Origin of the sequence: Paraburkholderia sp. HP33-1, assembly GCF_021390595.1 — a bacterium.
Lineage (GTDB): Bacteria > Pseudomonadota > Gammaproteobacteria > Burkholderiales > Burkholderiaceae > Paraburkholderia.
Window position 1 is genome coordinate 1,510,747 of sequence record NZ_JAJEJR010000001.1, and the last position, 26,623, is coordinate 1,537,369.

The 26,623-nt window shown below is 64.9% G+C and carries 25 protein-coding genes; 10 read left to right on the forward strand and 15 right to left on the reverse strand.

Annotated elements, in window-relative coordinates; translation table 11 throughout:
* Nucleotides 1-117: 117 nt before the first annotated feature.
* From L0U81_RS06865 to L0U81_RS06920, 12 genes are all read right to left on the reverse strand, one after another.
* Nucleotides 118-924 (reverse strand): SDR family NAD(P)-dependent oxidoreductase, encoded by an 807-nt coding sequence (locus tag L0U81_RS06865; protein WP_233801100.1) that lies wholly within the window; start codon nucleotides 922-924, stop codon nucleotides 118-120.
* Between the two features lie 51 nt (nucleotides 925-975).
* On the reverse strand, nucleotides 976-2,067 hold the full coding sequence (locus L0U81_RS06870; RefSeq protein ID WP_233801102.1) for an NlpC/P60 family protein: 1,092 nt from the start codon (nucleotides 2,065-2,067) through the stop codon (nucleotides 976-978).
* 212 nt (nucleotides 2,068-2,279) lie between these two features.
* Complete coding sequence (locus tag L0U81_RS06875; protein ID WP_233801104.1) at nucleotides 2,280-4,127, reverse strand: PhoH family protein; 1,848 nt, start codon at nucleotides 4,125-4,127, stop codon at nucleotides 2,280-2,282.
* A 355-nt stretch (nucleotides 4,128-4,482) separates the two neighbouring features.
* Complete coding sequence (locus L0U81_RS06880; RefSeq protein WP_233801106.1) at nucleotides 4,483-4,944, reverse strand: peroxiredoxin; 462 nt, start codon at nucleotides 4,942-4,944, stop codon at nucleotides 4,483-4,485.
* A gap of 184 nt (nucleotides 4,945-5,128) precedes the next feature.
* Nucleotides 5,129-6,022: a polysaccharide deacetylase family protein gene (locus tag L0U81_RS06885; RefSeq protein WP_233801108.1), complete on the reverse strand. Its 894-nt coding sequence runs from the start codon at nucleotides 6,020-6,022 to the stop codon at nucleotides 5,129-5,131.
* Between the two features lie 10 nt (nucleotides 6,023-6,032).
* Nucleotides 6,033-7,079: a bifunctional UDP-4-keto-pentose/UDP-xylose synthase gene (locus L0U81_RS06890; RefSeq protein ID WP_233801110.1), complete on the reverse strand. Its 1,047-nt coding sequence runs from the start codon at nucleotides 7,077-7,079 to the stop codon at nucleotides 6,033-6,035.
* Nucleotides 7,076-8,005 (reverse strand): formyltransferase, encoded by a 930-nt coding sequence (locus L0U81_RS06895; RefSeq protein ID WP_233801112.1) that lies wholly within the window; start codon nucleotides 8,003-8,005, stop codon nucleotides 7,076-7,078. Before L0U81_RS06895 ends, L0U81_RS06890 begins: the two co-directional genes overlap by 4 nt.
* Nucleotides 8,002-9,045, reverse strand: a complete 1,044-nt coding sequence (locus tag L0U81_RS06900; RefSeq protein ID WP_233801114.1) for a glycosyltransferase — start codon at nucleotides 9,043-9,045, stop codon at nucleotides 8,002-8,004. The genes L0U81_RS06895 and L0U81_RS06900 overlap by 4 nt, the downstream gene beginning before the upstream one ends.
* Nucleotides 9,046-9,051: 6 nt before the next feature.
* Nucleotides 9,052-10,203 carry a DegT/DnrJ/EryC1/StrS family aminotransferase gene (locus tag L0U81_RS06905; RefSeq protein ID WP_233801115.1) on the reverse strand — a complete coding sequence of 384 codons (1,152 nt, stop codon included), beginning with the start codon at nucleotides 10,201-10,203 and terminating at the stop codon, nucleotides 9,052-9,054.
* A 174-nt stretch (nucleotides 10,204-10,377) separates the two neighbouring features.
* Nucleotides 10,378-10,749: an SMR family transporter gene (locus L0U81_RS06910; RefSeq protein WP_233801117.1), complete on the reverse strand. Its 372-nt coding sequence runs from the start codon at nucleotides 10,747-10,749 to the stop codon at nucleotides 10,378-10,380.
* A 24-nt stretch (nucleotides 10,750-10,773) separates the two neighbouring features.
* The gene (locus tag L0U81_RS06915; protein WP_233801119.1) at nucleotides 10,774-12,519 is read right to left on the reverse strand and encodes an ArnT family glycosyltransferase; all 1,746 of its coding nucleotides are present in this window, start codon (nucleotides 12,517-12,519) and stop codon (nucleotides 10,774-10,776) included.
* 77 nt (nucleotides 12,520-12,596) lie between these two features.
* Nucleotides 12,597-12,971, reverse strand: a complete 375-nt coding sequence (locus tag L0U81_RS06920) for an Mth938-like domain-containing protein (protein ID WP_090804589.1) — start codon at nucleotides 12,969-12,971, stop codon at nucleotides 12,597-12,599.
* 458 nt (nucleotides 12,972-13,429) lie between these two features.
* Between L0U81_RS06920 and L0U81_RS06925 the strand changes: the two genes are divergently transcribed.
* The 6 genes from L0U81_RS06925 (at nucleotide 13,430) to L0U81_RS06950 (ending at nucleotide 19,846) form a co-directional block, all read left to right on the forward strand.
* Nucleotides 13,430-14,677: a pyridoxal phosphate-dependent aminotransferase gene (locus L0U81_RS06925; protein ID WP_326489814.1), complete on the forward strand. Its 1,248-nt coding sequence runs from the start codon at nucleotides 13,430-13,432 to the stop codon at nucleotides 14,675-14,677.
* Nucleotides 14,678-14,767: 90 nt separating this feature from the next.
* On the forward strand, nucleotides 14,768-16,099 hold the full coding sequence (locus tag L0U81_RS06930; RefSeq protein ID WP_233801123.1) for a homoserine dehydrogenase: 1,332 nt from the start codon (nucleotides 14,768-14,770) through the stop codon (nucleotides 16,097-16,099).
* A gap of 8 nt (nucleotides 16,100-16,107) precedes the next feature.
* Nucleotides 16,108-17,559, forward strand: a complete 1,452-nt coding sequence (gene thrC / locus L0U81_RS06935; protein WP_233801125.1) for a threonine synthase — start codon at nucleotides 16,108-16,110, stop codon at nucleotides 17,557-17,559.
* 250 nt (nucleotides 17,560-17,809) lie between these two features.
* Nucleotides 17,810-19,027 (forward strand): molybdopterin molybdotransferase MoeA, encoded by a 1,218-nt coding sequence (locus L0U81_RS06940; RefSeq protein ID WP_442793417.1) that lies wholly within the window; start codon nucleotides 17,810-17,812, stop codon nucleotides 19,025-19,027.
* A 34-nt stretch (nucleotides 19,028-19,061) separates the two neighbouring features.
* Nucleotides 19,062-19,319: a molybdopterin converting factor subunit 1 gene (gene moaD / locus L0U81_RS06945; protein ID WP_233801129.1), complete on the forward strand. Its 258-nt coding sequence runs from the start codon at nucleotides 19,062-19,064 to the stop codon at nucleotides 19,317-19,319.
* Nucleotides 19,320-19,369: 50 nt separating this feature from the next.
* Nucleotides 19,370-19,846, forward strand: coding sequence for a molybdenum cofactor biosynthesis protein MoaE (locus L0U81_RS06950; protein ID WP_233801131.1), 477 nt, complete (start codon nucleotides 19,370-19,372; stop codon nucleotides 19,844-19,846).
* Between the two features lie 80 nt (nucleotides 19,847-19,926).
* On the opposite strand, the gene L0U81_RS06955 is transcribed toward L0U81_RS06950, so the two are convergent.
* Complete coding sequence (locus L0U81_RS06955) at nucleotides 19,927-20,472, reverse strand: group III truncated hemoglobin (protein ID WP_233801133.1); 546 nt, start codon at nucleotides 20,470-20,472, stop codon at nucleotides 19,927-19,929.
* A gap of 349 nt (nucleotides 20,473-20,821) precedes the next feature.
* Here L0U81_RS06955 and L0U81_RS06960 point away from each other — a divergent pair, with 349 nt between their 5' ends.
* Together L0U81_RS06960 and clpB are read left to right on the forward strand one after the other, a co-directional pair.
* The gene (locus L0U81_RS06960; RefSeq protein ID WP_233801135.1) at nucleotides 20,822-21,352 is read left to right on the forward strand and encodes an Rrf2 family transcriptional regulator; all 531 of its coding nucleotides are present in this window, start codon (nucleotides 20,822-20,824) and stop codon (nucleotides 21,350-21,352) included.
* 170 nt (nucleotides 21,353-21,522) lie between these two features.
* Nucleotides 21,523-24,120 carry an ATP-dependent chaperone ClpB gene (clpB, locus tag L0U81_RS06965; RefSeq protein ID WP_233801137.1) on the forward strand — a complete coding sequence of 866 codons (2,598 nt, stop codon included), beginning with the start codon at nucleotides 21,523-21,525 and terminating at the stop codon, nucleotides 24,118-24,120.
* 174 nt (nucleotides 24,121-24,294) lie between these two features.
* On the opposite strand, the gene L0U81_RS06970 is transcribed toward clpB, so the two are convergent.
* Both L0U81_RS06970 and L0U81_RS06975 read right to left on the reverse strand, forming a co-directional pair.
* On the reverse strand, nucleotides 24,295-24,810 hold the full coding sequence (locus tag L0U81_RS06970) for a YidB family protein (protein WP_442793391.1): 516 nt from the start codon (nucleotides 24,808-24,810) through the stop codon (nucleotides 24,295-24,297).
* A gap of 20 nt (nucleotides 24,811-24,830) precedes the next feature.
* Entirely contained in the window at nucleotides 24,831-25,412 is a 582-nt protein-coding gene (locus tag L0U81_RS06975; RefSeq protein WP_233801141.1) for a ComEA family DNA-binding protein, read from the reverse strand.
* A 312-nt stretch (nucleotides 25,413-25,724) separates the two neighbouring features.
* Between L0U81_RS06975 and L0U81_RS06980 the strand changes: the two genes are divergently transcribed.
* Both L0U81_RS06980 and L0U81_RS06985 read left to right on the forward strand, forming a co-directional pair.
* Nucleotides 25,725-26,252, forward strand: a complete 528-nt coding sequence (locus L0U81_RS06980) for a MerR family transcriptional regulator (RefSeq protein ID WP_233801143.1) — start codon at nucleotides 25,725-25,727, stop codon at nucleotides 26,250-26,252.
* Nucleotides 26,171-26,581: a carboxymuconolactone decarboxylase family protein gene (locus L0U81_RS06985; protein ID WP_233801145.1), complete on the forward strand. Its 411-nt coding sequence runs from the start codon at nucleotides 26,171-26,173 to the stop codon at nucleotides 26,579-26,581. Before L0U81_RS06980 ends, L0U81_RS06985 begins: the two co-directional genes overlap by 82 nt.
* Nucleotides 26,582-26,623: the final 42 nt, after the last annotated feature.

The following is a 26,623-nucleotide window of genomic DNA, read 5'->3' on the forward strand; positions in this document are numbered from 1 at the left end:
ACAGCACGCGCGGGCTTCGGCTTCACGCCGCCCGTTGCATCGCATCGGTTCCCTACGCAGTTCAACTCAAGCAGCGCGATTCCGTCGTCCTGACGGCCGTCGCGTTGCTCGACGCGTTCAGATCAGCGGCGCGTTTGCACCGTCCATCGGGATGATCGCGCCCGTCACATAGCTCGCTCGGCGACTCGCGAGGAACAGCGCCACGTCGGCGATTTCCTCCGGCTTCGCATAGCGGCCGAGCGGCATCCTGGCCTGGCCGCGCGCGAGGGCTTCCTCGTTGCCGATGCCTTGCTGCGCCGCCTCCAGCCGGACCGCTTCCTCGACGCGCTCGGTCAGCGTCGGGCCCGGGTTGATCGCATTGATGCGGATACCGTAGCGCGCGTAGTAGTGCGCGAGGCCGACTGTTGCGAGCATCAGCGCCGCGTTGGCCGCGCCGCCCGCGATATGAATGTCGCTCGCAACCTTGCCGCCCATCCCGACGATATTGACGATCGTTCCCGGCTCCGCACCGCCGTTGGCCTTCGCGCGCTCGGCCATCCGGCGCAGCACTTCCTGCTGCGGATAGATGTAAGGGAAATACTTCGCTTCCATCGTCGCGCGGAATGCATCGGCATCGAGCGTTTCCGGGTCGTAGCGGCGCGCGGCGCCGGCGCTGTTGATCAGCACGTCGATCGGGCCCACCGCGGTGCTGACTTCTTCGACGATATCGGCGGCGCTGTGCGGCTCGTGCAGGTCGGCGCGCGTGCGGTGCACGTGGAATCCTTCCTCTTTCAGCTGTTCGAAGGCACGCGCCAGATTGGCGGGATCGCGCGACACGATCGCGACCTTCGCGCCTTCCTGCGCGAAGGCGCGCGCGCAGGCAAAACCGATGCCTTTGCTGCCGCCGGTGATCAACACCACTTTGTTTTTGAGCCCGAGTTCCATTGTCGTCACCCGCCGTCGAAAGAATATCGATGACGATAGCAGATCACGGCGTCAGTAGTTGCCGTTCGCGAAACGGGCGATCGGGTCGTCGCCGCTTTGTGTGGGCGCGGGCATGCCGTGGGAAGCCGTCGACGCGCGCATGAGCTGCACGCCGCCGCCGCCGCCTTCGATCTGCTGCGCCTGGCGGGCCTGGCGTTCCGCGATGGACGCGGGCGGCGGTGGTTCGAACGCATCGGCGGCGGCGTCGATTGCGTCGGGTGCAGTTTGCGGGAGGGCGCGGGCGATCGACGCCGGCTGCGTCGACTGGATGGGGGAAGAAGCGCCGTTTTCATACGTGCTCTGCTGAGCCACCGGGGCCACTGTGGGTGCCACGGCGCCCGCCGAGCGCGCCTGCCACTGCGCGGTGTCGAGGCCTGGCGGCGGCTCGAATTGATCGGCTTGCGCGACGGCCGCGCCGCCGCTTGCACCGGCCGCCGAGGTCGCGCCCGAGACCGGCTGGGCCGTTGCTGTTGACGGCGCTCCCGCGTAAGCCGATGCCGCCGCACCGCGCTCCGTCTGCGGGGCCGCCGCCTGATAGCTCGGCGTATCGAACGGTGCTGGCGTCGCGTCCGGTCCCGCCATCCGCCGGATGCCGTCAAAGCGCTTCGCCCAGTAGGGGTTGGTCAGATAGTCGAGCCGCACCGTGCCGCCCGTCGACGGCGCGTTGACGAAGCGCAGCTTACCCACGTAGATGCCGACGTGCGAGTGCGCGCGCCCGGTCGTATTGAAAAAGATCAGATCGCCGGGCGCGATTTGGTCCGGTTCGATCGATTCGCCGCGCCCGCTCATCTCGGCGGTCGTGCGCGGCAGGTTCACCGACGCGGCGCGCAGCACCACATAGCGCACGAGCCCGCTGCAATCGAAGCCGCTATCGGGCGTATTGCCGCCCCAGCGGTATGGCACACCGACGAGGCTCATCGCCTGAATCGAGATTTCCTCGCGGCCGATGCTGTGATCGACGAAGTGGGGGAAGCCGGGCGGGGGCGTGTGATAGGCGCCGTTCGCGCCGACGCTGCCGCCGGAGCCGCGCGACGTCTTTTGCGGCGCGCCGGCACAGGCGGCGAGCAGCAGGACGGGCAGCAGCGAAAAGGCGAGTCGGCGCATGAAGACGGCACGGGCGGTAAATGCCCATTTACTCACTGACGATGTCGCGATAGTAGCCGTCCAACAAGGCTGCCGCAAGAATTGTTGATAACTTACTTGAAGTTTGCTTGCTAAGTGTTGCCCGCGTGGAACGCCGGGGCAATAAAAAAGCCGCGTCCGGAACGAACCGGACGCGGCTTGCGATGAAAAGCCGGAAAAATCCCGGCGAACGCTTAGAGAATCTCCGACGCGTAGTCAGCAAGGCGCGAACGCTCGCCGCGCGCGAGCGTCACGTGTCCGCTGTGCGCCCAGCCCTTGAAGCGGTCGACCACGTAGGTCAGGCCCGAGCTGCCCTCGGTCAGGTAAGGCGTGTCGATCTGCGCGATGTTGCCGAGGCAGATGATCTTGGTGCCCGGACCCGCACGCGTGACGAGCGTCTTCATCTGTTTCGGCGTCAGGTTTTGCGCCTCGTCGATGATCAGATACTTGTCGACGAACGTGCGGCCGCGCATGAAGTTCATGCTCTTGATCTTCAGGCGTGAGCGGATCAACTCCTGGGTCGCGGCGCGGCCCCATTCGCCCGCGGCGTCGTCGGTTTTCTGCAGGACTTCGAGGTTGTCGTCGAACGCACCCATCCACGGCTGCATCTTTTCCTCTTCAGTGCCAGGCAGGAAGCCGATGTCTTCGCCGACCGGCACCGTCGCGCGCGTCACGATGATCTCGTTGTAGCGTTTGTCGTCGAGCACCTGCGCGAGGCCCGCCGCGAGCGCGACCAGCGTCTTGCCGGTGCCGGCCTGGCCGAGCAGCGTGACGAAGTCGATTTCCGGGTTCATCAGCAGGTTCAGCGCGAAGTTCTGCTCGCGGTTGCGTGCCGTGATGCCCCACACGTTGTTCTTGTGGTGGCCGTAGTCGCGCAGCGTTTGCAGCAGCGCCGTCTTGCCGTTCAGCTCGCGCACCAGCGCATGAAATGCGGGCTCGCCGTTCTGCGGCTCCAGATAAACGAACTCGTTGACCAGCATCGACGCGCACAGCGGACCCGTCACGCGGTAGTACGTGGTGCCGGTTTTCGTGTCCTGCCAGCTTTCCATGCCCTTCGCGTGCCTGGTCCAGAAATCCTGCGGCAGCGCGCGGATGCCCGTGTACAGCAGGTCGCTGTCCTCGAGCACCTGGTCGTTGAAGTAGTCTTCGGCGGGCAGGCCGAGCGCATGCGCCTTGATGCGCATGTTGATGTCTTTCGACACCAGCACGACCTGGCGATCCGCGCGATCGCGCTGCAACGCGCGCACGACGCCGAGGATCTGGTTGTCGGCCTTGCCTTCGGGCAGACCTTCAACAGGCTCGATCGCGGTCAGCCGGGTCTGGAAGTACAGTCGCCCGGACGCTTCGCGGCTGCCCAGACGCGCGAGGGGAATGCCGTCGGCCATGTCTCCCGCATTCGCGACGAGCGTGTCGAGCGTGCGGCTCACCTGACGCGCGTTACGCGCGACTTCCGACATCCCCTTCTTGTGGTTGTCGAGCTCTTCCAACGTCATCATCGGCAGATAGACGTCGTGCTCCTCGAAGCGGAACAGGCAGCTCGGGTCGTGCATCAGCACGTTCGTGTCGAGCACGAACAGCTTCTGCACCTCGGCTGGCGTCGCGCTCGTGCCACGTTTCTTGCGCGTGGAGGCCGGAGCCGCCGCGGCAGGTGCGGCGGCTGTTTCGGCCGCCGGCTGCTTCGCGGCAGGCGCGCGCGCGACCACCGGCTGCGCGTCGGCCTCAGCGGCGTCGAGCTGTGCGCGCGTGGCCGGCACCGGCTGCAACAGCGCTGGCGTCTGTTTGGTCCTGCGGCCACGCGCCGGCGCGGGTTGCGCGACGGCAGGCGACTCGACGGCGGGCACGGGCCGCAACGTGGTGGCGGCGTTGGCGGCGTGCGCCATCGGTGTGGCGACATTGGCGCGGCCGTAATCGGCCGACTCTGCGGATTCCCCTTCACGCGCCTGTTTTTTCGCGCTCGAGCGCGCGGGCGTGACGGCTTTGGCCTTGTATTCGTCAGCCGACAAAAGATTGCCGAGTTTGCTGGGGGGAGTAGGCAAAGGCATGGTTTCCCTCGAAATGATCGGGTCACATATCGTGCGCCGCCCGTCGCATTCTGCCGATGCCCTCATGGAGCATCCAGTTTGCGCGAGGAGGCGCGCATTCGGTCTAGAGATGCCGGTTCGCCTGGTTTTCGATAGGCTCCTTGACGGAAGCGCGCGGCCCAATCAACGGACGGTCGCGCGCAATTAAAAAAGCCGCCGCCCCGACATTCGGGGCAAGCGGCTCGACGATGATGTTCTCATTGCGCCTCACGCTCCGAACGGCACCGGTGGATCCGGTCAAGTGGCCGTCAGAACTGGCGCAGCGGAGAAGAATGTGGGGTGGACTGTCACTCATTGCGGCCCAATATAACGCGCCTCAAAGCGCTTGTACAGCCTCCAGAATATCGTCGACGTGGCCCGGCACTTTCACGCCTCGCCACTCCTGGCGCAGCACGCCATCAGCGTCGATGAGGAACGTGGAGCGCTCGATTCCCCGTACCTCTTTGCCATACATTTTCTTCATTTTGATGACGGTGAACAGCGCGCAGAGCGTTTCTTCCGGATCCGAAATCAGCGGGAAGGGCAGTTCGAGCTTGGCCTTGAAGTTGTCATGCGAGCGCAGGCTGTCGCGGGACACGCCGATTACCTGCGCGCCGGCCTTCTTGAACTTTGGATACAGATCGCGGAACTGCAGCCCTTCGGTCGTGCAGCCCGGCGTATTGTCCTTCGGATAAAAATACAGCACCACCTTCTTGCCCCGCAGCTTTGACAGCGTGATCTCGCCGCCCGTCGCGGCGGCGGTGAAGTCGGGGATGGGTTGGTCGACTGCGATGGACACGAGGTTCTCCGGTTGTTGGGGCCGGCGTCGCCAGGTGTTGCGACGTCGGCCGGTCTGTCGTCGAGGTTGCTGTCGTTCGGGACACAGACGGCGCGCGGCTTCTGGCTGGTTGCCGCGCTGTCGCCCGTTCGTCCGATCCGGCAGCAAGCCGCGTGCTTTCTGACGACTTCCGCGCCGCGGCCCTTCAGGGCTGGACGATCAGCTCGCCGGAGCGCCCCGGAATTTCACCCCACGTAACAGGGTACGATGGCAGCGTGTCGCGGTCTAGCGTGGCGTAGTAATCGCCCATCGTCGCGAACGTGTGGCCCTGCGCGCGCCAGCCTTCGAGCAGTTGTTCGAACACCGGCGCGAGCTTCTGTCCTTCGAGTTCCGCGTGCAGCGTGAACACCTGGTCGTGCGGATTTTTTTCGGTCTGCTTCAGCATCCAGGCGGCAACGTTGTGCGTGTCGACACCGTCGACACCAAGCACCTCGTCGAGCGTGGGCAGCGTGGTCGGCATCTGCACGTGCGTGAGCGTCTTGCCGTCGACCACCGGCAGATACGGCGAGTGGCCGCGGCCGTCGGACGCGTAGCGCATGCCCCACGCGTCGATCTGCTCGAACGCGTGGCCGTTCATCTGCCAGCCCGCCGCGCCGTGCGTGACAGGCGGCGCGCCGAATATGTCGATGAAGCGCGCGTGGCTCTGCTGCATCTGTGCGACGGTCCACGCGCGATCTTTGGCGCGCACATTGTCCTGCCAGTACACGTGATCCCACGTATGGATGCCGCACTCGAAGCCGGCTTCGTGGATCGCGCGCATCTCGGCCGCGGCCTTCGCGCCGATGTCCGGACCGGGCAGCAGCACGCCGTACATCAGCTGCCTGACGCCGTAATGCTCGACCACCGACGTGCGCGACACCTTCTTCAGAAAGCCCGGCCGCAACACACGGCGCATCGCCCAACCGGTGTGGTCGGGCCCGAGGCTGAAGAGGAAGGTGGCGCGCGCCTTGAAGCGGTCGAAAATACGCGCGAGATTCGGCACGCCTTCGCGAGTGCCGCGCAGCGTGTCGACGTCGATCTTCAGGACGATGCGAGCCAAGGCCCCGCCCTTATTGCTGTTCGACGAGTGCGCGGGCTTCCGCGACGTGGCCGCGATACGCTTCGAAAATCTTGCGCAGCGCTTCGTCGAAAGTCGACGTGGGGGCCCAGCTGAGTTCCTGCTTCGTGTTGTCGATCTTCGGCACGCGGTTCTGCACGTCCTGATAGCCGTTGCCGTAGTACGCGCCCGACGACGTTTCGACCAGTTGCACCTTCTTCGCCGAGTCCGCGTATTCGGGGAATTCGGCCGCGAGTGCCAGCATCTTGTGCGCGAGTTCACGCACCGAGAAGTTGTTGGTCGGGTTGCCGATGTTGTAGATCTTGCCGGTGGCGACACCGTCCTTGTTCTCGATGATCTTCATCAGCGCGCTGATGCCGTCGTCGATGTCCGTGAACGCGCGCTTCTGGGCACCGCCGTCGACGAGGCTGATGTTCTCGCCGCGCACGATGTGGCCGAGGAACTGCGTGACCACACGCGAGCTACCTTCCTTCGGCGTGTAGATCGAGTCGAGGCCCGGGCCGATCCAGTTGAACGGACGGAACAGCGTGAAGTTCAGGCCTTCCATGCCGTAGCCCCAGATCACACGGTCCATCAGTTGCTTCGAGCAAGCGTAGATCCAGCGCGGCTTGTTGATCGGTCCGTATGACAGCTGCGATTCTTCCGGATCGAACTGCTCGTCCGTGCACATGCCGTAAACCTCGGAGGTCGACGGAAACACGAGGTGCTTGCCGTACTTGACGGCCGAACGCACGATCGGCAGGTTCGCCTCGAAGTCGAGTTCGAACACACGCAGCGGCTGCTTCACGTAGGTGGCGGGCGTGGCGATCGCGACGAGCGGCAGAATCACATCGCACTTCTTGATGTGATATTCGACCCATTCCTTGTTGATCGTGATGTCGCCTTCGAAGAAGTGCATCCGCTCATGATTGACGAGGTCGCCGAGACGTTCGGTCTGCATGTCCATCCCGAACACTTCCCAGTCGGTCGTTTCGAGAATGCGTTTGGACAGGTGATGGCCGATGAAGCCATTCACACCCAGAATCAGGACTTTTTTCATGAATGAGTTTGGATGAGCTGGGCGAATTCCGCCGGACTGACGGCGGTCTCGCCGCCGTCGTGCTGGTGCCGCAATTCGTGGATATTGATGGTGCGGCCGTCGCCGCAGATCGCGAAAACGGCATTATCGCTTACGTGCAGGCCCGGGGGCAAATCCGAGCGGAGCGCGCCGGGCGCCGCGAGACGCGCGCGCGCGACGATGAAACGCTGGCCGCCAACCTCCGTGAACGCGCCCGGATACGGCGGCGCGACCGCGCGGATCAGGTTGTAGACCTGCTGCGCGGGCTGATTCCAGTCGATGCGGCCGTCTTCCGGTTTGCGCCCGCCGTAGTAGCTGCCGTGCGCGAGATCGTTCGGCAGATGCGGCGCTTCGCCTGCGAGCAGCGCCGGCAGCACGCGCCAGAGCGTCTGCTCGGCGGCAACGGTGACCTTGTCGAACACCTGCGCGGCGGTGTCGTCGGGCAGGATCGGCACCGGAGTTTGCGCAATGATCGCACCCGCGTCGGGCTTCGCGGCCATTTCGTGCAGCGTCGCGCCGGTTTCGCTCTCGCCGTTGAGCACCGCCCAGTTGGTCGGCACGCGGCCGCGGTATTTCGGCAGCAGCGAACCGTGCATGTTGTAAGCGCCCCGTGCGGCAATCGCGAGCAGGTCGAGCGGCAACATGTGGCGGTAGTAGAACGAGAAGATGAAGTCCGGCCGCGCGGCGCTCACCGCGGCGCGCAGTTCCGGACTCTTCGGATCGGCCGGCGTGAGCACGGCGATACCGTGCTCGGCCGCCACCGATGCCACACTGCCGAACCAGATGTTCTCGCTCGGGTTGTCTTCGTGCGTGACGACGAGCGCCACGTCGACACCGCGCGCGAGCAGCACCTGCAGGCACCGCACCCCGACGTTGTGATACGCGAATACGACGGCGCGCGGCTTCATGGAGTGCGCCCCTGATCGGCGACCGGCACCGGCTGCACGCCCTGCACGACGGTCTGACGCGGCGCTTCGGCGATGGCCGCGCCTTCGCGTTCTTCGAGAATGGTCTGCACGAGGTAACGCGGCCGCGCACGCACCTGCTGATAGATCCGGCCGATGTATTCACCGAGCAGGCCGAGCGCGAAGATGATCACGCCGAGCAGGAAGAACGTGATGGCAAACAGCGTGAACACACCTTGCACTTCCGCGCCGATGATGAAGCGGCGAATCAGCAGCAGGACGAACAGCGCCGCGGACCCCAGCGACAGGATCACGCCGATGAACGACAACCATTGCAGCGGCACCACCGAGAAGCCGGTGACGAGGTCGAAATTCAGACGGATCAGCGAGTACAGCGAGTACTTCGATTCGCCGGCGAAGCGTTCTTCGTGCGCGACCTCGATTTCCACCGGGTTCTGCGCGAACGTGTAGGCGAGCGCCGGAATGAACGTGTTGATCTCGCCGCAGCGGTTGATCGTATCGATGATGTGGCGGCTGTACGCGCGCAGCATGCAGCCCTGGTCGGTCATCTTGATGCGGGTGATGCGCTCGCGCAGCTGATTCATCGCGCGCGACGCCTTGCGGCGCCACAGGCTGTCCTGGCGCTGCCGGCGGATCGTGCCGACGTAGTCGAAGCCCTCGCGCATTTTCGCGACGAGCTTGCCGATTTCCTCGGGCGGATTCTGCAGGTCGGCGTCGAGCGTGATCACGATGTCGCCGCGCGACTGCTCGAAGCCTGCCAGGATCGCCATGTGCTGGCCGTAATTGCCGTTCAGCAGGATCACGCGCGTCGTGTCGGGGCGCACGCGGAACTGCTCGGCGAGCAGCGCGGCGGATTTGTCGCGGCTGCCGTCGTTGATGAAGATCACTTCATAACCGGTGCCGAGCGCGTCGAGCGCCGGATAGAGGCGCGCGAACAGCGCGGCCAGTCCGGCTTCCTCGTTGTACACCGGAATGATGATCGACACTTCCGGTGCGACGGCGCGATGTTCCGAATAAGTCATGTCCGCTTACTTTCCGTAGTGTTCGCAAATTTCGTTGACCGCACGGCACACGCGCTCGACATCGCTTTCGTTCATCAGCGTGAAGAGCGGCAGCGTGACGTTGGAGGCGCCGAAGCGCTCCGCGTGCGGGAACATGCCTTCCTTGAAGCCGCGGGCGCGGTACAGGGAAAAGAGGTGCAGCGCGGGGTAGTGCACGCCCGAACCGATGCCGCGTTCTTTCAATTCACCCATGAAGCCGGCGCGATCGATCGACAGTTTTTCGAGCGGCAGCGTGATCTGGAACATGTGCCAGTTGCTGTTTTCGAAGTCGGCGAACGGCAGGCCGACGCCGAGCTTCACGGCCGCGCCGCCTTCGAGCTGCGCGAAGTACGCGCGCACGAGCTTTTTGCGCTGCGCGATGAAGCGCGCGAGATGCGGCAGCTGGCCGAGGCCGACGCGCGCGGCGACGTCGGTCAGGTTGTATTTGCCGCCGAGCACGTCGCAGTCCATGCCGTCGAAGCCGGTGCGCGTGATGCCCTGCAGGCGGTACTTCTGGGCGAGCACCGCTTCTTCCTCGTTGTTCAGCACGAGCGCGCCGCCTTCGATCGACGTCAGGTTCTTGTTCGCGTGGAAGCTGAACGACACGATGTCGCCGAGTTTGCCGATGCGCTCGCCGTTCCAGCTGGAGCCGAACGCCTGCGCGGCGTCTTCGATCACGCGCAGATTGTGCGCGCGGGCGATCGCGTACAGGCGGTCCATGTCGACCGGGAGGCCGGACAGGTACACCGGCAAGAGCGCCTTGGTGCGCGGCGTGATCGCTTTTTCGAGCAGGTCGAGATCGATGTTGCGCGTGACCGGGTCGATGTCGGCGAATACCGGCATCGCGCCGGTTTCGAGGATCACGTTGCTGGTCGACACCCAGGTGGCCGGCGTCGTGATGACTTCGTCGCCGGGACCGACGCCGGCGAGGCGCAGGCCGATTTCGAGCGTCGCGGTGCCGGAATTGAAGGTGCGCACCGGACGGCCGCCACAGAACTCGGAGAGCGCGGCCTCGAACTTCTGGTTCTGCGGGCCGGTGGTGATCCAGCCGGAGCGCAGCACGTCGGCGACGCCCTGGATCGTTTCTTCATCGATCTCGGGTTTGACAAACGGCAAAAACGGGACTTTTGACTGGCTCATGAATGCATCGCTCGATTGAAAGGGGTGCGGCCCGACGGGCGCGAAGTAAACCACAAACTACGCGCAAACCCAAGGCCGCGGCTGAAAAAAGCCAACCGGACAGCTTACCGCGGCTAACCTTACGTCAGGCTTAGGCGGCTCTTGCGCCGCCCGGGTTCCTGCGCGGGGCAAGGCCTAGCTGCGCGCGAGCACGACCACGCCGACGAGGATGATGCCGATGCCGACCAGCTTCTGCACCGACATCACTTCGCCGAACAGGTACCACGCGGCGACCGCATTGACGACGTAGCCAAGCGACAGCATCGGATAGGCGATCGACACATCCACGCGCGACAGCCCGATGATCCAAACTGCCACGCTGATCACGTAGCAGGCGAGCCCGCCGATGATTGGCGGCTGGGTTGCCAGCTTGAAGCCGATGGGCAGGATGTTCGCACGGGTGAATTCGAAGTGTCCAACGGCATTCGTACCGGCTTTGAGCAACAGTTGCGCGCCGGCGTTCAGCGTGACGCCGGCGAGGATGCAGAAGAGGGAAATCGGGTTCATCGAACGGTCCGGTTCTCGAAATGGTTATGGTTTTGTCGCGGGCGTAGAGGCGCCGGCCGGAGCCGCGTCGGTGAGCGGCTTCATGACCACCACGCGACGCGGGTCGCGCGCGATCACCTGCATCGGCACGCCTTGCTTCACCAGACGGTCGTAAGTCGGCGGCGGAATCAACGCGAGGGCATAGCGATCGGCCCTCCAGCGCTCGATCCAGGCGTCGAGTGTCGGCACCCATTTTTGCGGCTCGACGGAGACGCCGAACGCGAGCTCGTCCGGGTGCGCGACCATGATCATCGTGTGGCCGACGTAGAACGGCAGCGTATGGTCGAGCACGCCGACCGAGTAGAACGGCGTGTCGGGCGGCAGTTTCGCGAGCTCGGCCTTGATCGCGGGCGCGAGCGGCGCGCCGGAGCTCAGGCGGCCGAAGACGTCGTGGCCGGTGCCGGCGATCGTGCCGAGCAGCACCCACCCCGCGCCGAACGCGGCGAGGCTGCCGAGGCCGATCCGGGCGCTGGCGCTCGTGCCGCCCTGGCCGCGGCGGTTCAGCCACAGCGCGAACAGCGTGAGCACGAACGCGACGGCCAGCGCGGCGAGCACCCACACACGGAACGCGGCGTACAACTCGGCCGGATTGCGCTCGGTGCCAAAACGCGGCAGGAATAGCGCCGCGATCGCTGCGACCACGAGAAACAGCGTGTATCCCGTCAGATGGCGACGCCACTGCTCGCGCGTGACGAGCGGCAGATACATGCCGATCAGCATCGCGATCGGCGGCGCGATCGGCAGCGTATAGGACAGCAGTTTCGAGTGCGAGGCGCTGAAGAACAGGAAGATGAAGACGATCCACGTGAGCATCAGCGTGACCGGCGCGAAGCCGTTCGGCTGGCGCGGCTGGCGCCACGCGTGGCGCACGCTCTGCACGGTCACCGACAGCCACGGCAGGAAGCCCACGAGCAACACCGGCACGAAGTAGTAGAACGGGCCGGGGCGATTCTGCTCGGGCGTCAGATAGCGCTCGAACTGCTGGACGATGAAGAAGAAGTTCAGGAATTCCGGATTGCGTTGCTGCACGAGCACGAACCACGGCGTCACGATTGCGAAAAAGACGATCAGACCGCTCACCAGATGCAGGCGCTTCCAGAGCGCCCAGTCGCGCGCGATCACCGTGTAGAGCACGAGCACCGCGCCCGGCAGGATCAGCCCGACGAGGCCCTTGGACAGCACGGCCAGCGCCATCGACGCCCAGCACACCCACATCCAGCCGCGCACGCACGAAGGCCGCAGGTTGGGGCGCTGCGCGAGCAGCAGCGCGCACAGCGTGAGCGCCATCCAGAACGACAGGCCCATGTCGAGCGTGTTGAAGTGGCCCATCAGGTTCCAGTACGGCGAGCAGGCGAGCACGAGCGCCGCGAACACGCCGGTCGCCGCATTGAACACGCGCGCGCCGGTGAAGCCGATCAGCAGCACGCCGGCGAAGCCCGTCAGCGCGGTGTAAAGGCGTGCCTGCCATTCGCCGATGCCGAACCATGCGAACGTCAGCGCGTTCGCCCAGGTTTGCAGCGGCGGCTTCTCGAAATACTTGTAAGCGTTGTAGCGCGGCGTGATCCAGTCGCCGGTCAGGAACATCTCGCGCGCCATTTCAGCGTAGCGGCCTTCGTCGCTCGGCAGCAGATGGCGCCAGCCGAGCGGGACGAACCAGATCACGGCGAGAACCAGCACCAGCAACAGGATCGCGGTGCGGTTGAGCGGTAGCCTCGACGGCGTATCGTTCATGAATTTCAACCTTTTGTTATCGACAGCGTGCGCACGGGCGCGGCGCTGGGTCCGGAACGACGGAGCGCCCGACGCGCTCAGGCTTCGATCAGCAATGCGGCCGCGACCTTGCGGCCCTCGGCCATCAGAATGTTGTAGGTACGGCAGGCAGCCTTGAAGTCCATCGTTTCGACGCCGATGCGTTTCGCCGTGAGCGCGGCGGTCAGGCGCGGATGCGGAAAGCGCAGCCGCTCGCCGCTGCCGAACACGACCACTTCGGGCGCGGCGTCGACCAGCATCGCGAAATGCTCGGCGCTCAACTGCTCGAACGACGAGACGGGCCAGGGAATGACCGGCGCGTCCGGCAGCACGAGAATGCTGCCCGCGTGACGCACCAGATTGATTTCGACGTAGTCGGCGCCGTAGCCGGTCACGGTATTCAGCGCGCCGCTGGAATCCTGATGTAATTTCAAATTGGTTTTCCGAAGTCGTCGTGAGACGTCATGCGTGTTGCCGGCCTGGCTGCACGTCGTACAGGCCGCGTGGTTCGACGCGTGTGACACACGAGAAGGCCGAAAAGGCTTGCCGTTGCGGGTGGTGCATTGCGGAAGTCGGCCAAAATCCGCTAAATTATAGCTTTTTAGCCGCCTTGCGGCGCCCCTCGCTCAAGTGTCGCCACAAGCCGCGCTGGGCGCACCGGCGTGGCCCACCGGCTACCTGTGTTGGCATCGCCCGCTTTTGCTGCGATTTTTTCCCGCGCCCGAACCCGGAAAGCCGCGGCGGTTCGACAGTTCGACCCCATTTCGCGGTTGGCCGCCGTCGCCGGCGCCGCTGCGTCCGAATTCCCCGTAGCGGTGAATCTGAGCGGCCCGGCGTCGTCAGCCGGGCTCCCGTTTGCCCAAGGTTTGCCCCAGCCATCAACCAGGATGAAGTGCCCGCCGTGAAACCGATTCTCAAATCCAACAAGTTGTTGAATGTCTGCTACGACATTCGCGGGCCGGTCCTCGAACATGCGAAGCGGCTCGAAGAAGAGGGCCACCGCATCATCAAGCTGAACATCGGCAATCTGGCGCCGTTCGGCTTCGAGGCGCCGGACGAGATCATTCAGGACATGATCCTCAACCTGCCCAACTCGTCGGGCTACTCCGATTCGAAGGGCGTGTTCGCCGCGCGCAAGGCGATCATGCACTACACGCAGCAAAAGGGCGTGTATGGCGTCGAACTCGATGACATCTACATCGGCAACGGCGCGTCCGAGCTGATCGTGATGGCGCTGCAGGGTCTCGTCAACGACGGCGACGAAGTGCTGCTGCCGGCGCCCGATTACCCGCTATGGACCGCCGGCGTGAGCCTCGCGGGCGGCACGCCGGTGCACTACATCTGCGACGAGTCGAATAGCTGGATGCCCGATCTCGACGACATCCGCGCAAAAATCACACCGAACACGCGCGCGCTCGTCGTGATCAACCCGAACAACCCGACCGGCGCGCTGTATTCGGACGAGCTGCTGCTCGGCCTGATCGAGATCGCCCGCCAGCACGGCCTTGTGATCTTCGCCGACGAGGTCTACGACAAGATCGTCTATGACGGCAAGAAGCACACCGCGATGGCGTCGCTGTCCGAAGACGTGCTGACCGTCACGTTCAACAGCCTGTCGAAGAGCTACCGGTCGTGCGGCTATCGCGCCGGCTGGATGGCGATCTCGGGGCTGACCGGCGAGAACCGCCGGCTCGCGAAAGACTACCTGGAAGGGCTCGGCATTCTTGCGTCGATGCGGCTGTGCCCGAACGTGCCCGGCCAGTACGCGATCCAGACCGCGCTCGGCGGCTATCAGAGTATCAACGACCTGATCGTGCCGGGCGGCCGCCTCTACAAGCAGCGCGAGCTCGCTTATGACATGCTGACGGCGATCCCCGGCGTAAGCTGCGTGAAGCCTGAAGCGGCCCTGTACATGTTCCCGCGCCTCGATCCGAAGGTGTATCCGATCCAGAACGACCAGCAGTTCATCCTCGACCTGCTGCTCGAAGAGCGCGTGCTGCTCGTGCAGGGCACCGGCTTCAACTGGAAGACGCCGGATCACTTCCGCGTCGTGTTCCTGCCGAATGTCGACGACCTCGCGGATTCGATCCACCGGATCGCGCGTTTCCTCGACGGCTACCGCAAACGTCACACGGCCTGAGCCGGGCTCGCGTACGATACGGCGCGTAAGGCGCGCCGCTCGTGCCAGCCTCGACCCCCTTTTCAAACCTCTATTAGAAACACACGCTGCATGGAACCGATCAAAGTTGGACTGCTGGGCTTCGGCACGGTAGGCAGCGGCACCTTCACGGTACTGCGCCGCAATCAGGAAGAAATCAAACGTCGCGCGGGTCGCGGCATCGAGATTGCGCGCATTGCCGTGCGCAACCCGGCCAAGGCCACCACGGCGCTCGGCGGCGAAGCCGCCAGCGTGGCGCTGACCGATGACTTCAACGCGGTCGTCGACGATCCGTCGATCGCGATCGTCGCGGAAATGATCGGCGGCACCGGCATTGCGCGCGACCTCGTGCTGCGCGCGATCAAAAACGGCAAGCACGTGGTCACGGCCAACAAGGCGCTGCTTGCGGTGCACGGCACGGAGATTTTCGAAGCGGCGCGCGCGAACGGCGTGATGGTCGCGTTCGAGGCGGCGGTGGCGGGCGGCATTCCGATCATCAAGGCGCTGCGCGAAGGCCTGACGGCGAACCGCATCCAGTACATCGCGGGCATCATCAACGGCACGACGAACTACATCCTGTCGGAGATGCGCGACCGCGGGCTCGATTTCGCGACCGCGCTGAAGGCCGCGCAGGAGCTTGGCTACGCGGAAGCGGACCCGACCTTCGACATCGAAGGCGTCGACGCGGCCCACAAGGCGACGATCATGAGCGCGATCGCGTTCGGCGTGCCGGTGCAGTTCGACCGCGCGTACGTCGAGGGCATCAGCAAGCTCGCCGCGATCGACATCAAATACGCCGAGGAACTCGGCTACCGCATCAAGCTGCTCGGCATCACGCGCCGCACCGACAAGGGCATCGAGCTGCGCGTGCATCCCACATTGATTCCCGAAAAGCGCCTGCTTGCCAATGTGGAAGGCGCGATGAACGCGGTCGTCGTGCATGGCGACGCGGTCGGCGCGACGCTGTACTACGGCAAGGGCGCCGGCGCGGAGCCGACGGCTTCGGCCGTGGTGGCCGATCTGGTCGACGTGACGCGTCTGCACACGGCCGACCCCGAGCACCGTGTGCCGCATCTGGCGTTCCAGCCGGACAGTCTGTCGAACACGCCGATCCTGCCGATCGACGAAGTGACGAGCGGCTACTACCTGCGCTTGCGCGTCGCGGACGTGACCGGCGTGCTCGCCGACATCACGCGCACCCTCGCCGACAGCGGCATCTCGATCGACGCGCTGCTGCAGAAGGAATCGGAGCAGGTCGACTCCAACGGCAAGGGCGAAACCGACATCATCCTGATCACGCACGTCACGGTCGAAAAGCAGGTCAATGCCGCGATCAAGTCGATCGAGGCGCTGAAGACCGTCGTCTCGCAAGTCACGAAGCTGCGCATGGAAGCGCTGAACTAGGCCGAACTATGAACTACCTCTCCACGCGCGGCGCCGGAGCCGGCGAGCGCCATACCTTCTCCGACATCCTGCTCGGCGGTCTCGCGAAAGACGGCGGCCTGTACCTGCCGGCCGAATATCCGCGCGTCACGCCGGACGAACTCACGCGCTGGCGCGCGCTGCCGTACGCGGATCTCGCGTTCGAGATCCTGTCGAAGTTCTGCGACGACATTCCCGCCGACGATCTGCGCGCGCTCACGCGCAAGACCTACACGGCCGCGACCTACTGCAACGTGCGCGACGACGAAAGCGCCGCGCAGATCACGCCGTTGAAGACGCTCGGCATCGAGAACGGCGCGCCTCTGTCGCTGCTCGAACTGTCGAACGGACCGACACTCGCGTTCAAGGACATGGCGATGCAACTGATCGGCAACCTGTTCGAGTACGCGCTCGCGAAGCACGGCGAAACGCTGAACATTCTCGGCGCGACGTCGGGCGACACCGGCAGCGCCGCGGAATACGCGATGCGCGGCAAGCAGGGCATCCGTGTGTTCATGCTGTCGCCGCACAAAAAGATGAGCGCGTTCCAGACCGCGCAGATGTACAGCCTGCAAGACCCGAACATCTTCAATCTCGCGGTGGAAGGCGTGTTCGACGATGCGCAGGACATCGTGAAGGCGGTATCGAACGATCACGCGTTCAAGGCGAAGTACAAGATCGGCACGGTCAATTCGATCAACTGGGCGCGCGTCGTCGCGCAGGTCGTCTATTACTTCAAGGGCTACTTTGCCGCGACGAAGTCGAACGACGAGCGGGTGTCGTTCACGGTACCGTCGGGCAACTTCGGCAACGTGTGCGCGGGTCATATCGCGCGCATGATGGGTCTGCCGATCGACAAGCTCGTCGTCGCGACCAACGAAAACGACGTGCTCGACGAGTTCTTCCGCACCGGCATCTACCGCGTGCGCAAGGCGGCCGAGACGTATCACACCAGCAGCCCGAGCATGGACATCTCGAAGGCATCGAACTTCGAGCGTTTCGTGTACGACCTGCTCGGCCGTGATCCGGCGCGTGTGCTGCAGCTGTTCCGCGACGTCGAGGAGAAGGGCGGTTTCGACCTCGCGGCAAGCGGCGACTTCGCGCGCGTGAAGGAGTTCGGTTTCGTGTCGGGCAGCAGCAGCCACGACACCCGCGTCGAGACGATCCGCGACGTGTTCGAGCGTTACGACACGATGATCGACACGCACACGGCCGACGGCATGAAGGTCGCGCGCGAGCATCTGCAGCCGGGCATTCCAATGATCGTGCTGGAGACCGCGCAGCCGATCAAATTCGGCGAGACGATCCGCGAGGCGCTGCTGCGCGAGCCGGAGCGGCCGGCGACGTTCTCGGGGCTCGAGTCGCTGCCGCAGCGCTTCGAGGTCGTGCCCGCGGATGCGCAGCGGGTGAAGGACTTTATCGTCGCGAATACCGGCGCATAAGGGCGGCTGGGCCGCGTGAGCCGCTTGACGGCCCACGCGGCATCGCGCGTTGCCGAGTCGTTTCACGTTGATCGACGCCCGCACCCGCACCACGAAAAGCGCTGGCCGCACCCCTGCGGCCATGCATCGAAAAATACAAAATGCTCTCCATCACGCCCGGCCACCCAGGCTGACGGCATCGGCCGCTACAATATTCTTTTAACCTGCGGCTTCGACACTCCCGATGTCCACACCCACGCCCCGCGCTCCGATGCTCGCCACCGCCGATGCGTTGGCAATCCTGCTCGACGCCGCGCGCCCGATCGACGGTATTGAAACGCTGCCGACGCTCGCCGCGCTGAATCGCGTGCTCGCCGCCGACGTCACGTCGCCGCTCGACGTGCCGCCAATGAACACGAGCGCGATGGACGGTTACGCTCTGCGCATTGCCGATCTCGCGCACGGCAGCCGCCTGCCGGTCTCGCAACGCATTCCGGCCGGCCATGCGCCGAGCCCGCTCGCGCCCGGCAGCGCGGCGCGCATCTTCACCGGCGCGACGGTGCCCGCTGGGGCGGACGCGGTTGTGATGCAGGAGCAGACCGAGGTGGCCGGCGACGAAGTCACGATCGTGCATCGTCCGCAGGCGGGCGAGTGGATCACCGCGCAGGGCGCCGATATTCGCGCGAGCTCGGTGATCCTGCCGGCCGGCACGCGGCTCACGCCGCAGGCGTTGGGGCTTGCCGCGTCGGTCGGGTGTGCGCAGCTCGAGGTGCGCCGCCGCGTCAAGGTCGCCGTGTTTTTCACCGGCGACGAACTGACGATGCCCGGCGAGCCGCTGAAACCGGGCGCGATCTACAACTCGAATCGCTTTACGCTGCGCGGGCTACTCGAGAAGCTCGGCTGCGAAGTCACCGACTACGGCATCGTCGCCGATCAACTCGACGCGACCCGCGCGACGCTGCGCGAAGCCGCCCAGGCGCACGATCTGATCCTGACTTGCGGTGGCGTGTCGGTCGGTGAGGAGGATCACGTGAAGCCGGCGGTAGAGGCCGAAGGGCGTCTGTCGATGTGGCAGATCGCGATGAAGCCGGGCAAGCCGCTCGCGTTCGGCGCGGTGCGCCGCGGCGCAGACGGGGATCAGGCGGCCGAAACGTTCTTCATCGGCCTGCCCGGCAATCCGGTGTCGAGTTTCGTGACGTTCCTGCTGTTCGTGCGGCCGTTCGTGTTGCGTCTGGCCGGCGTGCAGGCGGTCGCGCCGCGCGCGCTGTCGCTGCGCGCGGACTTCACGCAGGGCAAGGCCGATCGCCGCAACGAGTTCCTGCGCGCGCGTGTCAACGCGGCGGGTGGACTCGACCTGTTTCCGAACCAGAGCTCGGCCGTGTTGACTTCGACCGTCTGGGGCGACGGCCTGATCGACAATCCGCCGAACCACGCGATCAGCGCCGGCGAGACCGTGCGCTTCATGCCGTTTTCCGAACTGTTGAACTGAGGCCGGCTTTGCAGCGCAGACCGGCGGTATCCCGATGAAGATTGAACTCCGATACTTTGCGAGCGTGCGGGAAGCGCTCAACACGTCCGACGAGACCGTCGAGGTGCCCGACGGCATCGCGACCGTCGGCGACGTGCGGGCGTGGCTGCGCGTGCGCGGCGGCACCTGGGCCGAGACGCTCGCCGAAGGCCGCGCGCTGCGCATGGCCTGCAACCACGTGATGACCGACGCGAGCACCCGCATCACCGAGGGCTGCGAGGTCGCGTTCTTTCCGCCCGTTACTGGCGGCTGAGCCGCGCTCACGCACATCACGCCGGCGATAGAAGCCCTCAGGAGTCGTTCATGCCCGTTCGCGTCCAGACCGAAGACTTCGACCTCAACACCGAGGTGGCCGCGCTGCGCGCGCGCAATCCGCGGATCGGCGCGCTCGCGTGCTTCGTCGGCACCGTGCGCGACTTGAACGAGGGCAGCGTGGTCGAGACGATGGAGCTCGAGCACTATCCCGGGATGACCGAGAAGTCGCTCGAGGCGATCGTCGAGCGCGCGCGTGCGCGCTGGCCCGGCATCGAGGTGCTGATCGTGCATCGCGTCGGCAAGCTGTATCCGCTCGACCAGATCGTGCTCGTCGCGACGACGGCCGCGCATCGCGGCGACGCGTTTGCGTCGTGCGAGTTCGTGATGGACTACCTGAAGACTGAGGCGCCGTTCTGGAAGAAGGAGAAAACCGATGCGGGCGAGCGCTGGGTCGACGCGCGTGTGACCGACGATGCCGCACTCGCGCGCTGGGGTATCGAGTCGGGAAACCGGACGGCGGACTAGGTAAGCCGCGGGCCGCGGGCTGCGGGGCCGCAGCGGCGCGCGCGGCGTCGGTGCGTCAGGCCGCCGGCGCCGGGCCACGCTCACTTGTCCCGCGAGCGTCCGATGATCGGCACCGGAAACGGCTCCCCAGCCGGCCGCGACGCGTGCCCGTCATCGTCGTCATCGCGCGGCCGACGCTTCGGCGCGACCCGCTCGAGCAGCGCCTGCTGCTCTGGCGGAATCTTGTAATCCCACCCGAAACGGCTCAACTGCAGACTCTGCGCGATCCGCAGTGCCGGCTCCATGAAGCGGACCGCGGCGGCTGGCTGGTAGCGCGATTCGACGGTATCGAGGAACAGGTACAGCCAGCGGCTGAAATGCTGCGGCTCCACCCCTTCGAGCGGCTGATGCGCCTGCTGCACATTACCGCGATACTGCTTCGCGCCGAGCACGAGACTGCTCCAGAACGTGCACATCTTCGGCAGATGGTCGTCCCAGCGGCCTTCGAGCTTCGCGTCGAAGACCGGACCGAGCAGCGGATCGGCGCGTACGCGATCGTAAAAACCGTAGACGAGATCGCGGATATTCGCGTCGGTGGGTTCGGCCGCGCGCTCGACCGGCGGCGCGGCGGGGAAAGACGGATTCATGCGGATTCCAGAAAAATTCGGTTGCCGATGGCGGCGGGGCGGCGACGGTCCCGGCGTCACGGCGCGATCGTCGGAGAAGCGACCGTGCCCGACGCGAGTGGCCCGGGGGACTCCGCTGTGCGCGGGCGGACAGAACAAAGCAACCAACCCCCCCGCTTTTCGAGCCAACAAGCGATGCGGATAAAGTTACTATTGCTATCCGAACCAGCTTGGCAAAGCAACTAGAACACCGACGCCGCCAGCCAGTCATGTTAGGGCGCGGCGCTGGTTCACGGCAACCCTTGCGTCGATGCGGTTATCGGCGGGTTCAAGGCGCTTGCTCGCGGCCTTTCACGCCATACCAGGACCTATGAGACTGACCGACTACACGGATTACGCGCTGCGCGTGCTGCTGTACCTCGCGGTGCGGGGTGACGGATTATCGACGATTCAGGACATTTCGCAAGCCTACGGCATCTCGAAGAACCATCTTATGAAGGTCGTGCAGCAACTCGGCGAGCTTGGCTGGGTCGAAACCGTGCGCGGCCGCAATGGCGGACTGCGGCTTGGCGCGCAATCGCTCGCGTTGACCGTCGGCGACGTGGTGCGTGTGACGGAGAGCGACTTCGCACTGGTCGGCTGTCTGCCGGGCCGGCAGGGCGTGCAGCGGCCTTGCGTGATCACGTCGCAGTGCCAGCTGCGTGGTGCGTTGCAGGCGGCGAACCTCGCTTTTCTCGCCGAACTCGATCGCTATACGATCGGCGAGGTCGCGCAGCCGCAAAGTGCGCTGGCGTCATTACTCGGGCTCGGCCCCACGATTCAGGTGCTGCCGTTGCCGATTCCAGTCGCTTCGGGCGGCACGCGGGACGGCACTTCGGCGGCGCTGGGCCAGAAGAACTAGAAGATCCAGCCGGCTCCGAGGGGTGAAAACCCGGCCAGCTTCCGCACTGGGGAAGGATCGCGGCAGTTCTTGCGCTCAAATGTTAAATAGTTGCGACTGAGGCCAAAAAAGCGCTTGAAACCCCAATAAACCGCCTCATTTTGGTGGTAATCGAAATTGGAGGTCTCTTGATGAGAATCGACAAACTCACCACTAAATTCCAGGAAGCGCTGGCGGACGCCCAAAGTCTGGCGGTTGGCCACGACAATCAATACATCGAGCCGGTCCACCTGCTGGCGGCGCTCGTCGCGCAGCAGGACGGCTCCGCTCGCTCGCTGCTGTCGCGCGCCGGCGTGCATGTGCAGCCGCTGCAAACCGCACTGAACGACGCGATCACGCGGCTGCCGCAGGTGCGGGGCACCGACGGCAACGTGCAGATCGGCCGCGACCTGACCGGTCTGCTGAACCAGGCCGACAAGGAAGCGCAAAAGCTCAACGACACGTTCATCGCGAGCGAGATGTTCCTGCTTGCGGCCGCTGATGATAAGGGCGACGCCGGCCGTCTCGCGCGCGAGCACGGGCTGTCGCGCAAGTCGCTCGAAACCGCGATCGCCGCGGTGCGCGGCGGCTCGCAGGTGCATAGTCAGGACGCCGAAAGCCAGCGCGAAGCGCTGAAGAAATACACGATCGATCTGACCGAGCGCGCCCGCGCCGGCAAGCTCGACCCCGTGATCGGCCGTGACGACGAAATCCGCCGTTCCATTCAGATCCTGCAACGCCGCACCAAGAACAATCCGGTGCTGATCGGCGAGCCGGGCGTCGGCAAGACCGCGATCGTCGAAGGGCTCGCGCAACGTATCGTCAACGGCGAAGTGCCGGAAACGCTGAAGAACAAGCGCGTGCTGTCGCTCGACATGGCCGCGCTGCTCGCGGGGGCCAAATATCGCGGCGAGTTCGAGGAGCGCCTGAAGGCCGTGCTCAACGACATCGCGAAGGACGAGGGACAGACCATCGTCTTCATCGACGAAATTCACACGATGGTCGGCGCCGGCAAGGCCGAAGGCGCGATGGACGCGGGCAACATGCTGAAACCGGCGCTCTCGCGCGGCGAGCTGCATTGCGTCGGCGCGACCACGCTCGACGAATACCGCAAGTACATCGAGAAGGATGCCGCGCTCGAGCGCCGCTTCCAGAAGGTGCTGGTGGACGAACCATCGGTCGAGGCGACCATCGCGATCCTGCGCGGTTTGCAGGAGCGTTATGAGCTGCACCACGGCGTCGATATCACCGACCCGGCGATCGTCGCGGCGGCGGAGCTGTCGCATCGCTACATCACGGACCGCTTCCTGCCGGACAAGGCGATCGATCTGATCGACGAAGCCGCCTCGAAGATCAAGATGGAAATCGACTCGAAGCCCGAGGAGATGGACCGGCTCGACCGTCGTCTGATCCAGTTGAAGATCGAACGCGAAGCGGTGAAGAAGGAGAAGGACGAAGCGTCGCAGAAGCGCCTGCAGCTGATCGAAGAGGAAATCGAGCGGCTCAATCGCGAATATTCGGACCTCGAGGAAATCTGGACCGCGGAAAAAGCGGCGGTGCAGGGCAGCGCTCAATTGAAGGAAGAGATCGAGAAGACGCGCGCGGAGATCACGCGTCTGCAGCGCGAGGGCAAGCTCGAGAAGGTCGCCGAATTGCAGTACGGCAAGCTGCCGGGCCTCGAAGCGCAACTGAAGGAGGTCACGCGCGCCGAAGCCGAGGAGCAGAACAGTCCGAAGCGTCCGCGTCTGCTGCGCACACAGGTTGGTGCGGAAGAAATCGCCGAGGTGGTGTCACGCGCCACCGGTATTCCGGTGTCACGGATGATGCAGGGTGAGCGCGAAAAGCTGCTGCAGATCGAGTCGAAGCTGCATGAGCGCGTGGTCGGGCAGGACGAGGCGATCAACGCGGTGGCCGATGCGATCCGGCGCTCGCGCGCGGGTCTATCGGACCCGAACCGTCCGTACGGCTCGTTCCTGTTCCTGGGACCGACCGGCGTCGGCAAGACCGAGCTGTGCAAGGCGTTGGCGGCGTTCCTGTTCGATTCGGAAGAGCACCTCATCCGGATCGACATGAGCGAGTTCATGGAGAAGCACAGCGTCGCGCGTCTGATCGGCGCGCCGCCGGGATACGTCGGCTACGAGGAGGGCGGTTATCTGACCGAGGCCGTGCGCCGCAAGCCGTATAGCGTGATTCTGCTCGACGAAATCGAGAAGGCGCATCCGGACGTGTTCAACGTGTTGCTGCAGGTGCTCGACGACGGCCGCATGACCGATGGCCAGGGCCGCACCGTCGACTTCAAGAACACGGTGATCGTGATGACGTCGAACCTCGGTTCGCAGGTGATCCAGTCGATGGTCGGCGAGTCGCAGGAAGCGGTGAAGGACGCGGTGTGGGAAGAGGTGAAGCTGCACTTCAGGCCCGAGTTCCTGAACCGGATCGACGACGTCGTCGTGTTCCATGCGCTCGATCGCTCGAACATCCAGTCGATCGCGCGGATCCAGTTGCAGCGTCTGCACGAGCGGCTCGCGAAGCTCGATATGCAACTGGTGGTGTCGGATGCGGCGCTCGAGCACATCGGCAAGGTCGGCTACGACCCGCTGTTCGGTGCGCGTCCGCTGAAGCGCGCGATCCAGCAGGAGATCGAGAACCCGATCGCGAAGCTGATCCTGGCCGGCAAGTTCGGTCCGAAGGATGTGATTCCGGTCGAAGTCGACCACGGCGAGCTGGTGTTCGAACGCGTCGTGCACTGAGCGCGGACGCTGGGTGACGCGATGGGGCGGCAGTCGTGCCGTTCCCGCCGACGTTAAAAAAACCGGCAACGAAGGTAACTTCGTTGCCGGTTTTCTTTTGCCCGCCGGTTTTCTTGCGGGATGTCACCGTCGAGCAGCGGCTTACGCAGCGGCCAGCGAATAGCAGAGGCGTCCTTAAGCGTTGCCCTTGTTGCCGAGCAGCGACGACAGGCCGCCGAGCGCGCCGAGCACCGAGGTCGTGTCCAGCTTGCCCTCGGCCGGCACTTCGCCGTTCGGCGTGGCCGCGTTGACGACGTGCGGCAGGATCTGCGACAGCAGACCCGTTACCTGTTCCGGCTGGACGCCGGCCTTCGAGGCGAGGTCGCTCACCGTCTGCGAGCCGAGCACGTTTTGCAGTGCTTCGGGCGCGATCGGCTGGTTTTCGCCATTGCCGACCCACGACGACACGACGTCGCCGAGGCCCTTTTCCTGGAAGCGCTGGATCAGGCCGTTCAGGCCGCCCGGCTGGTTGTTGACGAATTCGAGCGCGGCTGAGATCAGCGCTTGCTGGCCGCCGCCTTCTGGCGATTTGCCAAACAGGGAACCGATGGTGTCGAGTAGGCTCATGACGGACTCTCTTGAATGCCGGCGCGTGCAAGACGGCCGGGTGGGTGACGACGACGCGCGGTTGCGCGGCGCGGTGAAACGCAAGGGCTACCGCTCCGTCGGCATCATGCGCCGGACGCGGCGGATGCCGCCTTGCTCTTCTTCGCTTTCTTCTTCGAAGCTTTGGTGCCGGATGCCTCGGCCGGTGCGCTAGCTGCCGCGGCGGCCGGAGCGGCAGCGGCTGCTGCGTCGGACGCAGCGGTCTTGCCCTTCTTCTTCGACTTCGACATCTTCTCGGCCGAGGCAGGGGCAGCCGCGGCCGGCGCGGTAGTTGCAGCTGGCGCGGGCGCGGCGGTGGTTGCCGCAGCCGCCGGCGCCATCTTCGTGCCCGCCGGGCTGCCCGGCTTCGTCGACGCCTTCGCGCCGGTCGGCGGCGCCGACGAACCGTTGATCGTCAGCCCAGCCGCTTCAAGGTTCTCGACCGATTTCTGGCCGAGGCCCTTCACACGCGCGGCGAGATCGTCGGCGTTCTTGAACGGGCCGTTTTTGGCGCGTTCGTCGAGGATCGCTTTCGCATGGACGGGGCCGATTCCCTTGACCGATTCGAGTGCGGCCTGATCGGCGGTATTCACTTCGACGGCCGCGGCAAATCCGGCCGATAGCGACAAAACCACAGCGACGCAAAGCATGAAAAGCTTCTTCAGCATGGCAAGCACTCCATCGAGGGCAAAAAGTTAGCCGGGAACGGACGGCGCATTCTGTCAGCGGGCGCTGCGTTTAAGCATAGAACAAATCGCAAGCCCGATTTGAGATAGCGGTCGATTTATACCGATCGATTGATGACAAGTAAATCAGGCCGGACAATATTTAAAGCTTTTACCGGCGGGGGTAATACGGGTGAGTTTATCGATCGATATCGTCCGGCATAAATCGTCTGCGATTAAAACGGGGTACGCAGACACATGACAGCGTTCGACGCTTGACTTAGAGTGCACTCGAAGTCCTAACCTGAGTCCGTCATGTCGAAACACTCAACCGCGCTCACCATCGGTCAGGTCGCCGAAATGATCGGCGTGTCCACGCACACGCTGCGCTACTACGAACAGGCCGGCCTGATCCGGCCGGTCGGGCGCACGCAGGCGGGGCACCGGCTGTACTCGCCGGCCGATCTCGACTGGTTACGCTTCGTGATGCGTCTGAAGGCAACGGGCATGTCGATTTCCGGCATGCAGCAGATCGCCGCGCTGCGCGCGCAAGGCGATCCGACGATGCGCGCACGCCGCGACTTGCTGGTTGCGCATCGTGCTGCGCTGCTCGCGCGGATCGCTGATCTGCAGAGCAACCTCGGCGCGATCGAAGACAAGATCGCCTACTACGAGGCGGCCACGAGCGGCACGGTTGAGCCCGATCCGGCACGGCAGGACGACGAAACCTCGTCGCCCTCACACGCCAACAAGGACTCGCAATGGACTACGCACACAACGACCGCTACGCACGCGGCTGGGACAAGCTCAGGGAAATCGACGGTTCGGCGGGCGAGCAGGTAATCGCCGCGCTCGCGCCAGTCGCGCCGGAATTCGGGCGCTTGCTGATTGAATTCGGCTTCGGCGACATCTACAGCCGGCCGCAGCTCGATCTGCGCACGCGTGAGATTGCGACGATCGCGTCGCTGGCCACTCTCGGCTGCGCGCAGCCGCAGTTGAAGGTACATATCGAGGCGGCGCTGAACGTCGGCTGCACGCGCGAGCAGATCGTCGAGGTGTTCATGCAGATGGCGCTTTATGCGGGCTTTCCGGCCGCGCTCAATGCGCTGTTCACGGCGCGGGAGATTTTCGAGCGCAAGGATCGGGAGGAGCAGGCCGCGTGCATGGCTTGAGAGGGCTGAGCAGCGCGCGGAGAGAAAAGGCGGCTGCAGGTC